General features: G+C 66.3%; 11 protein-coding genes. 6 read left to right on the top strand and 5 right to left on the bottom strand.

The window, feature by feature from the left end:
* The first annotated feature begins 64 nt into the window (after positions 1-64).
* From recF to murA, 6 genes are all read left to right on the top strand, one after another.
* A complete protein-coding gene (gene recF, locus I6F24_RS28020; protein ID WP_036002616.1) occupies positions 65-1,201 on the top strand; it encodes a DNA replication/repair protein RecF in 1,137 nt (378 codons plus the stop codon).
* Positions 1,202-1,309: 108 nt separating this feature from the next.
* Positions 1,310-2,044, top strand: coding sequence for a hypothetical protein (locus I6F24_RS28015; protein WP_225152271.1), 735 nt, complete (start codon positions 1,310-1,312; stop codon positions 2,042-2,044).
* Positions 2,045-2,164: 120 nt separating this feature from the next.
* Positions 2,165-4,327, top strand: coding sequence for a hypothetical protein (locus I6F24_RS28010; protein ID WP_225152269.1), 2,163 nt, complete (start codon positions 2,165-2,167; stop codon positions 4,325-4,327).
* A 388-nt stretch (positions 4,328-4,715) separates the two neighbouring features.
* On the top strand, positions 4,716-7,151 hold the full coding sequence (gene gyrB / locus I6F24_RS28005) for a DNA topoisomerase (ATP-hydrolyzing) subunit B (protein ID WP_036002622.1): 2,436 nt from the start codon (positions 4,716-4,718) through the stop codon (positions 7,149-7,151).
* A 274-nt stretch (positions 7,152-7,425) separates the two neighbouring features.
* Positions 7,426-7,893, top strand: a complete 468-nt coding sequence (locus I6F24_RS28000) for a hypothetical protein (protein ID WP_225144812.1) — start codon at positions 7,426-7,428, stop codon at positions 7,891-7,893.
* Positions 7,894-8,022: 129 nt separating this feature from the next.
* Positions 8,023-9,315, top strand: coding sequence for a UDP-N-acetylglucosamine 1-carboxyvinyltransferase (murA, locus tag I6F24_RS27995; RefSeq protein WP_225152267.1), 1,293 nt, complete (start codon positions 8,023-8,025; stop codon positions 9,313-9,315).
* Between the two features lie 6 nt (positions 9,316-9,321).
* On the opposite strand, the gene I6F24_RS27990 is transcribed toward murA, so the two are convergent.
* From I6F24_RS27990 to I6F24_RS27970, 5 genes are all read right to left on the bottom strand, one after another.
* The gene (locus I6F24_RS27990; RefSeq protein ID WP_057025876.1) at positions 9,322-9,624 is read right to left on the bottom strand and encodes a hypothetical protein; all 303 of its coding nucleotides are present in this window, start codon (positions 9,622-9,624) and stop codon (positions 9,322-9,324) included.
* Positions 9,625-9,702: 78 nt separating this feature from the next.
* On the bottom strand, positions 9,703-10,146 hold the full coding sequence (locus I6F24_RS27985; RefSeq protein ID WP_225130206.1) for a periplasmic heavy metal sensor: 444 nt from the start codon (positions 10,144-10,146) through the stop codon (positions 9,703-9,705).
* The gene (locus tag I6F24_RS27980) at positions 10,143-10,571 is read right to left on the bottom strand and encodes a hypothetical protein (protein WP_225152265.1); all 429 of its coding nucleotides are present in this window, start codon (positions 10,569-10,571) and stop codon (positions 10,143-10,145) included. Before I6F24_RS27980 ends, I6F24_RS27985 begins: the two co-directional genes overlap by 4 nt.
* Entirely contained in the window at positions 10,568-11,170 is a 603-nt protein-coding gene (locus tag I6F24_RS27975; RefSeq protein ID WP_346656941.1) for an RNA polymerase sigma factor, read from the bottom strand. Before I6F24_RS27975 ends, I6F24_RS27980 begins: the two co-directional genes overlap by 4 nt.
* Positions 11,171-11,213: 43 nt before the next feature.
* Positions 11,214-11,942 carry an outer membrane beta-barrel protein gene (locus I6F24_RS27970; RefSeq protein ID WP_225152262.1) on the bottom strand — a complete coding sequence of 243 codons (729 nt, stop codon included), beginning with the start codon at positions 11,940-11,942 and terminating at the stop codon, positions 11,214-11,216.
* Positions 11,943-11,987: the final 45 nt, after the last annotated feature.

The raw sequence follows: 11,987 nt of genomic DNA, 5'->3' as shown, positions 1-11,987 counted from the left end.
ACGTCTTCGGAGCCAAGAACGTGGGTGCCCGGCACAAGGCCGGGCATGACGGAAAACGGATCTCATGACCCCCTCCCGCATTCATCGGCTGACGCTGACGCATTTTCGCAATTACCGGGCGGCGGGGCTCGAGACGGCGGCTGATCTGGTGGCGCTGGTCGGACCGAACGGGGCGGGCAAGACCAATTGCATCGAGGCGATCTCGTTCCTGTCGCCGGGCCGCGGCCTGCGCCGGGCGACGCTGGAGGATGTCGCCGACAACCAGGGCGACGGCTCCTGGGCGGTGTCGGCGCAGGTCGAGGGCGCGCTGGGGCTGGCGACGCTCGGCACCGGCATCGATGCGCCGCGCGCGGATACCACGGTCAGCCGGCGCTGCCGCATCGACCGCGAGCCGGTGGGCTCGGCCAGCGCCTTCGGCGATCATATCCGCATGGTGTGGCTGACGCCGGCCATGGACGGGCTGTTCATGGGCGCAGCGTCCGAACGGCGGCGCTTCTTCGACCGTCTCGTGCTCGCCATCGACAGCGAGCATTCCAGCCGCATCAACGCGCTCGAGCGCTCCTTGCGCTCGCGCAACCGCCTGCTGGAGACGCGTAATTACGACGACCATTGGTGCGACGCGATCGAGCGCGAGACGGCCGAGCTCGCCGTCGCGGTGGCGGCCACGCGCGGCCAGACCGCGGCAAGGCTCACCGGCATGCTCAACGCGCGCGCACAGGCATCCGCATTTCCGTCCGCTCAGATCGCGCTCGACGGCTGGATGGAGAATGCGCTGCTCGAGGAGACCGCGACCTCGGTCGAGGACCGCTACCGCCAGATCCTGCGCGACAACCGCCCGCGCGATGCGATCGCCGGCCGCACCACCGACGGCCCGCATCTCACCGACCTCCAGGTGATCTACGCGCCCAAGAGCATGCCGGCGCGCGATGCCTCCACCGGCGAGCAGAAGGCGCTGCTGATCGGCCTCGTGCTGGCGCATGCGAGCCTGGTCGCCGAGATGACCGGCATCGTGCCGCTGCTGCTGCTCGACGAGGTGGTTGCGCATCTCGATCCGAACCGCCGGGCGGCGCTGTTCGATGAGCTGAAGAAGCTCGGCGCGCAGGTGTGGCTGACCGGTGCGGATCCTGCCGCCTTCGCCGAGATCGGCGCGGGGGGCGAAGTGTTTGACGTCGAGAGCGGACGAGTCTCGGCCCGCAGCTAGGCCGCCGCATTGAACCCGCCTGTTCCAGATCGCGACTAGCTGCTTGAGGCCGCAAGAAGCGGCCATCGCGCAGCACTCGGACATGCGCGACATCCTTGGAGCATGAGCATGACGGCGGTGAGGCATGGGGCGCAAGCCCCGGCACGATGGCAGTTGTTTGCGTGCGGCTTCGCCCTGTTTGCGATGTGCATGCTCGCGGCCAGCGCTGGTGCCTCGCTGCCGCATCTGTTTCCGACGACGCTCACGCTGGATTCCGATGCCAAGCTGCCCGCACCGACCCGCTATACTTACAGAGGGATCCACACCACGCTGATGCAGGGCGTCGACGCGCCGCTCCGCGTCAGGCTGGAGGCCACCGTGCCCGCGGGGCTCAGCGACGTGCTCGCCTTCTACCGGACCGAGCTTCGCAAGCTCGGCTGGCAAGAGCAGCATGATGGCGCCGTGATCAATGCCGATCACATCCGGCTCGCCTTCGTCTCGCCGCTGGGGCCGGCCGCGCTGAAGCTCGACCGCAAGGATTCCGGCACCTCGGTTCATCTGGTGCAGAAGAACGCGGACATGGCGACAAAGGCGAACGTGCTGCCCGAGCCCGGCCAGGCGAAGCTGGTGTTCAGCAATATCGGCGACAAGGAAGCGGTCCTCACCATCAACGAGCGGACCATCCCGCGCCCGGCCGGCGCGAACGCCGTCGCGCTGGACCTCGCGCCGGGCGAGTATTCGTACAGGCTGGGCGTCCCAGGCCAACCCGCCACCACGAACATCCTCACCGTCGCCGCCGGCGACACCTGGGAGCTCACGGTCGGGCGCGACGGTGACGCCTGGCCGCCGCTGCAGCTGTACTGAGCCTGTTGAACCTCTCCGGTTCCCGGCGCGACTCCTCGTCTGAGGCCGCGCCGACGGCGCCGCAGCCCGCCAATGCGCAAGGGCATGACGACCCGCGCGACATCCAGGAGTTTTTTGACGATGCCGATGATCCGGCGCGGGGCGCAAGTCCCGGCAAGATGGCTGCTGCTTGCCTGCGGCATTCTCGCGATAGTGATTCCCTCGCGTCCCGCCGGCGCGGCAGACGACGGCATCGTCGACGTCCATACGCTGCCGCGGCTCGACGGCGCGGTGGAGGACGCTTCGCGTCCCGACACCTATCGCGTGATCTACACCGTGCCGACCCCGCTTGCCGCCACGTCGGACGCCACCAGGAAGCTGCTGAGCGCCGACGGCTGGGTGCCCTATGTGTATCCCCTGGATGAGAGAAGCGCAGCGTTGACCTTCAAGAAGGGACGGCAGGGGCTGCGCGTTTCCTTCACACAGGCGCGCGGGCGACCCGACCAGTCCGCCGTGTTCTACACGCCGAACCGGATATATGCGAACGTGCCCTTTCCGGAAGGCGCGATCGATCTCGTGTTCGACGAGACCCGGCCCTATCTCAGCTGCATTGCGCCCGGCGCGCTCGATGCGACCGCAGCATTCTTTACCAAGGACATGGCGGCGATGGGGTGGCGCAAGCTTAACCCCGATACGGCATCGCGCTGGCCGAACGCCGATCTTGCCGGAGCCGTTCCGAACGGCGTTCGCGTCTTCTACGACCACCCCGATCGCGACGCGACGCACATCTACCAGAAGCCGGTGATGCTGACCCTGACGCGCCGCGACGATGGCCGCACCAATGTCGAGATCAGGGTGGCGCCGTTCGCGCTGCCGGAGGTGCTCGAGGCCGACGACGATATGGCCGGCCTGCCGCGGCCGAAGCCGACCAAATCTGCGCGGGGCCTCGGCAGCGCCAGCTCGAACAAGCGCGAGATCTCGGCCGCCGCGATCGCCGAGCTGCCCGCCGTGCGCGCCTTCTATCAGCGCGAGCTCGCCGCGCGCGGCTGGCAGGAGGATGGCAGCGCACCGCTCGCGCCCGGCGACGAGGTGGCGATCAAGATCTCCAACTCTGATGAAACCGGCGTGCTGCGGCTCGGCCGCAAATATGATTTCACCATGGTCAGCCTGACCGCGCAGGTGAAGGAATCCGCGCTCGCTGCCCGCGCCAAGGCGAAGAAGGAGGCCGACGCGAGGTTCCTGAGCGATGCCTTGGGTACGGCTCAGCAGCTCATTGCGGCCGATGATATCAGGCGCAAGACGCAGGCCGCCTCCCTGTCGGACGCCCCGCTCACCGCGCTCGCTGACGGCAAGACGCCGGTGCCGCTGCCCGAAAACGCCGAAGCCGTGACGTTCGAAGGCGGCGACGGCCACCTGGAATTCTCCTCGGCCTCGAGCGTGAAGGCGCTCAGCAGCTTCTATCGGGCGGCGCTGAAGAGCTCGGGCTGGAAGGAGCAGCCCTCCGTCATCAACCAGCCGAACATGGCGGTGATGGCGTTCTCGAAGGGCGGCAAGTCGATCTCGATGACGGTGATGCAGATGGGCCCGAAGGTGAATGTCCGCGCCGACGGATCGGGCCTGGTGACGGAAGCGGCCAAGGCTGCGGCCGGCGCGGAGGTGGAGGTTCAGGCCAAATCCGCCGAGCCGCTCAAGCCCGATCCTGAGTCCCCGCTGCCGGTACCGACGCAGCGTTCGTCGAAATCGCTCGCGACCACCAAGATACCCGGAGGCGAAGCGCCGCTCCGCCGCGAGCTCGAGGCCCGCATCCCCGCTTCGCTCGACGAGGTCCTCGCCTTCTACCGGGCCGAGCTTGCAAAGCTGGGCTGGCAGGAGAAGACCGACGGCGCAGCCGCGTCCGCAGAACGCGCGCAGATCGAATTCACCTCGCCGCAAGGTCCCGCCGTGCTCAAGCTCGGCCGCGCCAAGGGCGAGACCACGGTCAGCCTGGCGCAGAAGAATGCCGATGCCGCGGCCAAGGCCGAGATCATGCCGAAGGCGGGACAAGCGCGGCTCATGCTCGGAAACATGGCAGCGAACGAGGTCGCGCTGACGATCAACAAGCAGACGGTGAAGATCGCAGCCGGCGCCGGCGGCCCGCAATCACCGAAAGGCCCGATGCTCGACTTGCCGCCCGGCAAGTACGTGTACGCGTTGCGCCTGCCCGGCCGCCCTGCGCGTAGCGAGTCCCTGACCGTTGCCGCCGGCGAGGCCTGGGGCCTTCTGGTGGGCCCGAGCGGCGACGTGCTGCCGCTGCAGATGTATTGAGGCTGCACGCTTTCAGATTCGCGGTATCGTCATGGCCGGGCTTGTCCCGGCCATCCACGTCTTCCGCGACGCCAAGAACGTGGATGCCAGGACAAGGCCGGGCATGACGGCGATCGATGAATCAGTTCAGGTGCCCCAAAACCACTCTTCCTGGCCCCCGCAAAAATCCACGTCTTTTCGAGGCAAAAAACTGCCCTCGAATCGGGCTTTTTGCGGCGCCCAGAATCGGCCCTCCGGCGCCTTGAAAACCGGCCGAAAAACCCTATCTGCTCAAAGGGTTGCCGGAGGATACTTTGCGCTAGGCGCAAGCGGTCTTTCATGGCACAAATAGCCCCGCAAATCAGCGCCTTTTGCGCCGCTGATTCGGGCGACATCTCGAAGGCCTCTCATGACAGAACCTGCTCGGCAGCACGCTGCCGAAAACGAGCCCTCCAACGCGAGCGATTACGGCGCGGAATCGATCCGCGTGCTCAAGGGACTCGATGCCGTCCGCAAGCGCCCGGGCATGTATATCGGCGACACCGACGACGGCTCGGGCCTGCACCACATGGTCTACGAAGTCGTCGATAACGCCATCGACGAGGCGCTCGCCGGCCATGCCTCGCGCGTCGAGGTGATCCTCAACGCGGATAATTCCGTCACCGTGCGCGACGACGGCCGCGGCATTCCCGTCGACATCCACAAGGGCGAAGGCATCTCGGCGGCCGAGGTCATCATGACCCAGCTGCACGCCGGCGGTAAGTTCGACCAGAACTCCTACAAAGTTTCCGGCGGCCTGCACGGCGTCGGCGTCTCCGTCGTCAACGCGCTGTCGAGCAAGCTCGGCTTGCGCATCTGGCGTGACAACAAGGAGCACTATATCGAGTTCGCTCACGGCGATGCCGTCGCACCGCTGAAGGTGGTCGGCGAGGCGCCGGGCCGGCGCGGCACCGAGGTGACGTTCCTGGCCTCGACCGAGACCTTCAAGAACATCGAATACGACTTCGCCACGCTCGAGCATCGCTTACGCGAGCTCGCCTTCCTCAATTCCGGCGTCAACATCGTGCTCTCCGACATGCGCCACGCGGTCGAGAAGCGCGAGGAGATGTTCTATTCCGGCGGCGTCGAGGAGTTCGTCAAATATCTCGACCGCAACAAGAAGGCCCTGGTGCCGGCGCCGATCATGGTGCGCTCGGAAGCCAACGGCATCGGCGTCGAGGCCGCTTTGTGGTGGAACGACAGCTACCACGAGAACGTGCTGTGCTTCACCAACAACATCCCGCAACGCGACGGGGGCACCCATCTCGCCGGCTTCCGCGGCGCGCTGACGCGCCAGGTCAACGGCTATGCCGAGGCCAATGCCAAGAAGGAAAAGATCGCGCTGACCGGCGACGATTGCCGCGAAGGGCTCACCGCCGTTCTCTCGGTGAAGGTGCCCGATCCGAAGTTTTCGTCGCAAACCAAGGACAAGCTGGTGTCCTCGGAAGTGCGCCCCGTGGTCGAGAACGTCCTTAACGAGGCGCTTGCCGCCTGGTTCGAGGAGCACCCGAGCGAAGCCAAGATGATCGTCGGCAAGGTGATCCAGGCCGCGGCGGCCCGTGAAGCTGCGCGAAAAGCGCGCGAGCTGACGCGCAAGAGCCCGCTCTCGGTCTCCTCGCTGCCGGGCAAGCTCGCCGACTGCCAGGAAAAGGATCCGGCCAAGTCCGAGCTCTTCATCGTCGAGGGCGACTCGGCAGGCGGCAGCGCCAAGCAGGGCCGCAACCGCGAGTTCCAGGCCGTCTTGCCGCTCCGCGGCAAGATCCTGAACGTCGAGCGCGTGCGTCCCGACAAGATGCTGTCGTCAGAGCAGATCGGCACGCTGATCACCGCGCTCGGCACCGGCATCAGCGACGAGTTCTCGGTCGAGAAGCTGCGCTATCACAAGATCATCGTGATGACGGACGCCGACGTCGACGGCGCCCACATCCGCACGCTGCTGCTGACGTTCTTCTACCGGCAGATGCGCGACATCATCGATGGCGGCTATCTCTATATCGCCCAGCCGCCGCTCTATAAGGTCTCACGCGGCAAGTCCGAGCAGTACCTGAAGGACGAGCGGGCGCTGGAAGACTATCTCATCGACGCCGGCCTCGATGATTGCGTGTACATCCCCGGCACCGGCGGCGACCGCTCCGGGCGCGATCTGCGCGCGCTGGTCGACGACGCCCGCGTAGTCCGCAGCGTCCTGCGCAACCTGCACAGCCGCTATAATCGCAAGGTGGTCGAGCAGGCCGCGATCACCGGCGTGCTGAACAAGGAGATCTACGGCGATCCCGAGAAGGCGGCGGCCGCCGCGCAATACATCGCGAGCCGGCTGGACAACCAGGCCGAGGAGGTCGAGCGCGGCTGGGTCGGACAATTCATCGAGGGTCAAGGCTTCCTGTTCGAGCGCACCGTGCGCGGCGTCAAGGAAGCCGCCGTCATCGACGATGCGCTGCTTGGCTCGGCCGAGGCGCGCAAGCTCGACGAATACACGACCAAGCTCCAGGACGTTTACGCCCGCTCCGGCAAGCTACGGCGCAAGGATTCCGAGCACGTGGTCCACGGCCCGGTCGATCTGTTCGAGGCCGTGACCGATTCGGGTCGCAAGGGCATCAGCCTGCAGCGCTATAAAGGCCTGGGCGAGATGAACCCGGAGCAGCTCTGGGAAACGACGCTCGACACCGAGGCACGCTCGCTGCTCCAGGTGAAGGTCAAGGAGGTCGACGAGGCCGACGACATCTTCACCAAGCTGATGGGCGACGTCGTCGAGCCGCGCCGCGATTTCATTCAGGAACATTCGCTGAGCGCGACGATCGATATTTGAGGGCGGTTGGCTTTGGATTGATCTGCTGGCCAAGCACTCGCTGCACCTCTCCCGCTTGCGGGAGAGGTCGACACGCTCGCAGAGCGTGGCGGGTGAGGGCTTCCTCCTCTAGGGGATTGTCCCGTGTGGAGAGACCCTCTCTCCCGCCCTCCCCCGCAAGCGGGGGAGGGGGCGCACCACCTTCGTGGCAACACCGCCCCTGAACCTCCCCACCCGCCATCGCGACGAAACGGCATGACCCCGCAAGGCCAGTTCCGGCCGGGAAGCTCGCGCCATGACCGCCTCTGCAACGCCCAGTTCCGCTATGCCCTCACGCCGCCTCGGCATCATCGGCAGCATCGTCGGTGTGCTGGCGTTGATGGCGGCAGTGCTGCCGCATTGGGTCGTGCCGATCGTGTTTCCGCCGCCGCCGGCAGACAAGGTGATCGTCGACACCGGACATCGCATCAAGGACCGCATCGTCGCGAAGGTGAAGGGCGTGGAGTTCAAGGCTCCGGACCTCGAGAAATCGGCTGGACGAAGCTGGAGTGATATCGCATCGGTCACGGCGATCTCGCTCGGCCTGCTCGCCATCCTGCTGTCGGTGCTCTCGCTGATCTTTCGGGAGGAACGGCTCCTTGCCGCTGTCGCCGCCGCACTCGGCACCGGCGCCATCGCCATCGAAATCTCCTTCTTCCTGATGGGCGTCCTGATCCTGATCGCGTTCCTCTATGTGGTCGGGAGTATCATCGGGTTGTTCTGAGGGCGGGTCCTGCCACAAGCGACGGACGGACGTGTGCGGGTCCCAGCGGGCACAATTGCTCCCGCGCTCAAATCTCTGTAGTTTCCGCCCGAAACAGGCCCTCCCACTCAACAGGACAGCGAGAACCCCGTGGCGCCCATCCAATACATCGTCGAGGGCGGTCACCGGCTCTCGGGCTCGATCGAGCCGTCCGGCAATAAGAATTCGGCGCTACCGATCATCGCCGCCGCGCTGCTGACCGAGCATCCGGTCCTGCTGGAGAACGTGCCGCGGATCCGCGACACCGAGACGCTGGTCGAGCTGGTCCGCTCGGTCGGCGCGTCGGCCGAATGGTCCGCGCGCAACACGCTTCACATCCATGCCAAGAGCATCCGCGCCGCCGACCTCGACCCCGAGCTGTGCGTGCGCATTCGCGCCTCGATCCTGCTCGCCGGGCCCCTGCTCGCCCGCTGCGGCGAGGTGATGCTGCCGCCGCCGGGCGGCGACGTCATCGGCCGCCGGCGACTGGACACGCATGTGCTCGCGCTGGAGCAGCTCGGCGCCAAGGTCACCGCGACCGATCGGCTCGAATTCCGTGCGCCAAAGCTCGCGGGCGCGGACGTGTTCCTGGACGAGCCGAGCGTCACCGCCACCGAGAACGCGCTGGTCGCGGCGGTCGCCGCCGACGGCATCACCTATTTGCGCAACGCGGCCTCCGAGCCGCATGTGCAGGACCTCGCCAATTTCCTGGTCGCGCTCGGTGCCAGGATCGAAGGCATCGGCACCAACACCATGATCATCCATGGTCAAGCGACGCTCGGCGGGACGACCTACCGGATCCAGCCCGACCACATCGAGGTCGGCTCGCTGATCGGGCTTGCCGCCGTGACGCGCTCGCCCTTGCGCATCGCGCGCGCGGGCGTCGAGCATCTGCGCTCGATCCGCATGGGCTTCGAGCGGCTCGGCATCGTCTGCCGAATCGAGGGCGATGATCTTATCGTGCCCTCCAACCAGACATTGAAGATCCAGGACGATTTCGGCGGCCATGTGCCCAAGCTGGAGGACCAGCCTTGGCCGGCCTTCCCGGCCGACCTGATGTCGATCGCCATTGTCACCGCCACGCAATGCGAGGGCGTGATCCTGATGTTCGAGAAGATGTTCGAATCCAGGATGTTCTTCGTCGACAAGCTGATCGCGATGGGCGCGCGCATCGTGCTGTGCGACCCGCACCGCGCCATCATCGCCGGCCCCAGCCGCCTGCACGGCGCGACGATGACCTCGCCCGACATCCGCGCCGGCATGGCGATGCTGCTCGCGGCGGTGTGCGCCGAGGGCACCTCGACGATCAACAACGCCGACCAGATCGAGCGCGGCTATGAGCGCATCGAGGAGCGGCTGAACGCGCTTGGCGCGAAGATCAAGCGCGTGCCGGAGCGGAGTTAACCTGTTCTATTTTGGCGGGTTCGCGTCGAAGGCCTGTTTGCAGGCCGCGGACAAGCTCGCGTAATTGTCGCCGAGGCATTTGCGGATGCGGCCGCCACCGGGCATGGTGCCGGCGCAGAACCGTGAATAGTCTGCCTTGCAGGCCTGCTTTGCCTCACTCCGCGCATCGCCTGCGGAGGCTTGTGAAAGAAACAGCACGAGAAGTGCGATCAGACTCGCGGCCGCAAGACCCGCACGCACGTAGACGGCCGCCCGATGCGAGAACCTCACCACCGGTCCGCTTGCCGCCCGGCCAAATCGTTGCACCATGTCACCTCCATCAATTCGCAGACATCGATGTAGGTGATACGTCTGGACGGGCCGAATCCCTCGTTCACTCTGCGCGGCTCAGCGAAAATAGCCGCCGACGAGTTGTCGGCGTCCTTTCGCTGAAATTCGTTCCAGCATCTCGACGAAGGTCGAGACGACGAGGTCGCCAATCTTCACGCGCTTGTCGCGGGCATCCTTCACGGCTGCTTCCAGCTCGGCCTTGTCGAGATTCGTCTGCGCCGCCGTTTTCATCGCCTTCATCAACGCGAGCCGGTACTCGGCCTGGAGCGGGGCCAGCTCCGCCTCCTTGCCGCGATAGATGCTCCACAGGATCTCCGCGTCTTCCGCCGGAAGTCTTTCGGCGACACGCTCGATCATGCGTAGCGGCACGGCTGCGCCCGGTCGAAAGCCGCCGGGTAGCAGCCATTGCGCCGAGACATAGGTAAACAGGGCGACGTTGACGCACAGCGACAGCAGCATGAGCGCCCGCCAGGGAGTGGACCATTCTCGCCGGAACTTCATTGCACCGATCCCAAACCGATTGAGTAGACGTCGAAGACGCCGCTCATGACGGACAACGGGTCCGACGCCGAATGGACATAGGGCATCGCCCCCGCCAGCCACACGCCGACGATCGCGGAGCAGGCGAGACTTGCGGCGGGAACGAGCGTGGGCCAGCGCAGCAGGCGTCGATACCATGCCGGCCGATGCTGCTGCGGGACCGCGGCGAGCCGCTGCAGGACGAGCAGGCTCGAACGATCCGCCCTCGCCTCGTCGATCTCCGGGGCCACCGCGAGCAGGCGATCGAGCCGTCCCTGCTCATCCAGGAGGGCCGCGCCTTCCGCACTTGCCGCAAATCGCCGCGCGGCCTCGCGCGTCGGTGCGGGCCAGCGCTCGACGTCACCTCCCCATGTCTCGGCCAATTGTCTGAACTGTTCGGGCGTCATACGTGGCTCCCCGTCTGCTGTATTTTCTGAACATTTGCCTTGAGCGCCGTGCGGGCGCGGCCCAGCAGCGATTCGAACGCCTTGGCGCTGACGTCCATCGCCTTGGCGGCCTCCTCGCCGCTCAATCCCTCCATGTGGAAGAGCGCGATCGCGCCGCGCTGCCGGTCCGACAGGCCGGCCATCGCGCGATTGAGAAGACTGAGCTCCTCATCCGCGATCAGCCGCTCGACGGCGTGCGGTCCCATGTCGGGTACGTCGCCGGCGTCTTCGAGCGGCAGGAACGTTCGCCGCCGCGTGCGATCGAAGGTCAGGTTGAGGACGATGCGGTAGAGCCAGGTCGTAAACTTCGCAACCTGCGGATCGAACGAGGCTGCGTGCGTCCAGACCCGCATGAACGCCTCCTGGCCGATGTCGTCGGCCTCGGCCGGATCGCGCACGATCCGCTCCGCGACCCGCAGCGCCCGAGGCATATGGCGCCGCATGAGGAGGCGAAATGCGTGCTGCCGCTGCGCCGAAACCTCCGCCATCAAGGCCTCGTCCGATGGCTCTTCCATCACATCGATCTGTTGCTCTGGCCTGCGGACATCGTAGCCGAGAATTGCGAACCGGTCCTACCTGGCGATAGCCGCCTCCAACCGAGCATCAAAAGCGCCAATAGACTCCGGCTCGCAGCGTGTGCGTGTCGAGCCGGGACTCGCGCGCGCCGAAGGTCGTCGGGCCGACCGTCTGGGCGGCCAGCGTCTTCGAGCCGTAATTGTCATAGAGATATTCGAGCCTGACCGAGGCCTGCGGTGCGAAGCGGAATTCCCCGCCCGCTCCGATCGACCAGCCGATCCGTGTATCGCTCCAGCTCGCAACGGCGCCGATCCCATTGTCGAACGCCTTGCTCTCGACGCCCGCGACGGCAAGGCCGCCGGCGGCGAACAGCAGCGTCCGTTCGAAAGCATATCCGATCCGTCCACGAAGGTGGCTGTTCCAATTGACCGCGGATTGAAGCTGCGTGACGGCGGGTGTTGGCGCAAAGCCGGTATCGATCGTCGCGCGCGCATCGACGAAGTTCACGTCGCCCTCGAGCCCGGCGACGATCCGGCCCCATTGCGCCGAGAAGCCCGCCGTTGCACCGACGATCGCGCCCTTCGGATCGACAAAGTGGAATTCACCCGTCGCGGGCAGCGAGATCTCGGAGCGGCCCGAGACATAGCCGGCCTGAACGCCGAGATAGGGCCCCGCCCAGCTCAGCAGGGCTGCCGACGCCGCCTGCGGGGGCGGCGCTGCGGGCAGCCTCAGGTCGGCCGCTGCAGCGGCGCCGGCACCCAGGATGGCAGAACCGATGAACAGTGCGGCGAACGTCAGTCTAAATCTCGTTATCATACTCAATTCCCAATGTGAGACCGGCCCAGATTCGCCGCACATGAC

The sequence above is a fragment of the Bradyrhizobium sp. BRP23 genome, from assembly GCF_020194135.1.
Taxonomy (GTDB): Bacteria; Pseudomonadota; Alphaproteobacteria; order Rhizobiales; family Xanthobacteraceae; genus Bradyrhizobium; species Bradyrhizobium yuanmingense.
This window is presented reverse-complemented; position numbering and strand designations above follow the sequence as displayed.

Bases quoted from the DNA above. Each gene is read 5' to 3' on its own strand.
- I6F24_RS27980 (WP_225152265.1), bottom strand. From the start codon at position 10,571: ATGACGCCCGAACAGTTCAGACAATTGGCCGAGACATGGGGAGGTGAC.
- I6F24_RS27970 (WP_225152262.1), bottom strand. From the start codon at position 11,942: ATGATAACGAGATTTAGACTGACGTTCGCCGCACTGTTCATCGGTTCT.
- I6F24_RS28010 (WP_225152269.1), top strand. From the start codon at position 2,165: ATGCCGATGATCCGGCGCGGGGCGCAAGTCCCGGCAAGATGGCTGCTG.
- I6F24_RS27985 (WP_225130206.1), bottom strand. From the start codon at position 10,146: ATGAAGTTCCGGCGAGAATGGTCCACTCCCTGGCGGGCGCTCATGCTG.
- gyrB (WP_036002622.1), top strand. From the start codon at position 4,716: ATGACAGAACCTGCTCGGCAGCACGCTGCCGAAAACGAGCCCTCCAAC.
- recF (WP_036002616.1), top strand. From the start codon at position 65: ATGACCCCCTCCCGCATTCATCGGCTGACGCTGACGCATTTTCGCAAT.
- I6F24_RS27990 (WP_057025876.1), bottom strand. From the start codon at position 9,624: ATGGTGCAACGATTTGGCCGGGCGGCAAGCGGACCGGTGGTGAGGTTC.
- I6F24_RS28000 (WP_225144812.1), top strand. From the start codon at position 7,426: ATGACCGCCTCTGCAACGCCCAGTTCCGCTATGCCCTCACGCCGCCTC.
- I6F24_RS28015 (WP_225152271.1), top strand. From the start codon at position 1,310: ATGACGGCGGTGAGGCATGGGGCGCAAGCCCCGGCACGATGGCAGTTG.